This is a genomic window from Gemmiger formicilis (genome assembly GCF_016900095.1).
Taxonomy (GTDB): Bacteria; Bacillota; Clostridia; order Oscillospirales; family Ruminococcaceae; genus Gemmiger; species Gemmiger formicilis_A.
Map to the genome: position 1 here is coordinate 1 of NZ_JACJJP010000078.1, position 886 is coordinate 886.

Annotated in this window: 1 protein-coding gene; it reads right to left on the reverse strand. The window is 61.4% G+C overall.

All coding sequences use genetic code 11. The annotated features are described in order from the left end of the window. The coding region (locus H6B15_RS15265; protein ID WP_204648852.1) for a glycoside hydrolase family 88 protein at positions 1 to 886 on the reverse strand (886 nt) is incomplete at both ends.

The following is an 886-nucleotide window of genomic DNA, read 5'->3' on the forward strand; positions in this document are numbered from 1 at the left end:
CCTTCATGACCGCGGTGCCGCCGGACACGTTCATCACCCGGCCGTCCGGGCTGACGTTGGCCAGAATGCCCGGGATGGCCTTGTTGATGTACTTGATGTGCAGGGGGTTGCCCTTGGTGATCATGGCCGCCGCAATGCCCGCCGAAGCGCTGATCTCCTCATAGGAATCGGGGTCATCCACAATGGTGCGCCACAGGCCGTTTTCGGTCTGGCAGAGCTTGAGGGCCGCCAGCTGGTCGTTCAGGCTGCCCACCACGTCCAGGAACTTGGGGTACAGGTAGCATTCGGGCAGGCGCACCCCCACCTGGGACATGGTGTAGGCCGCCCAGGCGTTGGCCCGGCCCCAGAAAATGCCGGACATGTGGTCCCCGGTGATGTTGTTGTAGCCGTGGTAATACAGGCCGGTGGCCGGGTCCTGCAGATACTTGATGTGCCAGTAATATTGGTTCAGGGCGTCGTCGATCAGGGCCTGGTCCTTGAGCAGTACCCCCATGCGCAGAAGGAAGAAGGCTGCCATGAAGAGGGTGTCGGCCCAGGCCTGTTCGGGGAAGTCGTTGTTCACCGACACGGTATGCTGCAGCACGTGGTCGCCGAAGCGCAGGGCCTCCTTTTCCAGGTAGTCCACCTTGCTCTTGGCGATGTCCAGGTATTTTTCATCCCCGGTGTGCTGGTACAGGGTGATCAGGCAGTGACCCATGGAACAGGTGTTCACCGTCCAGCTGGGCAGCCCCAGTTCGATGTATTCATCCACCCGGTCCTTCACCAGCTGGAGGTAACGCTCCTTGCCGGTGACCTCGTAGGCTTCACAGATGCCGTAATAGGCCACGCCGCAGGGCCAGTCCCAGGTCATGTCCATGCGCATGGTGCGCTCCACAATGGCGTCCAT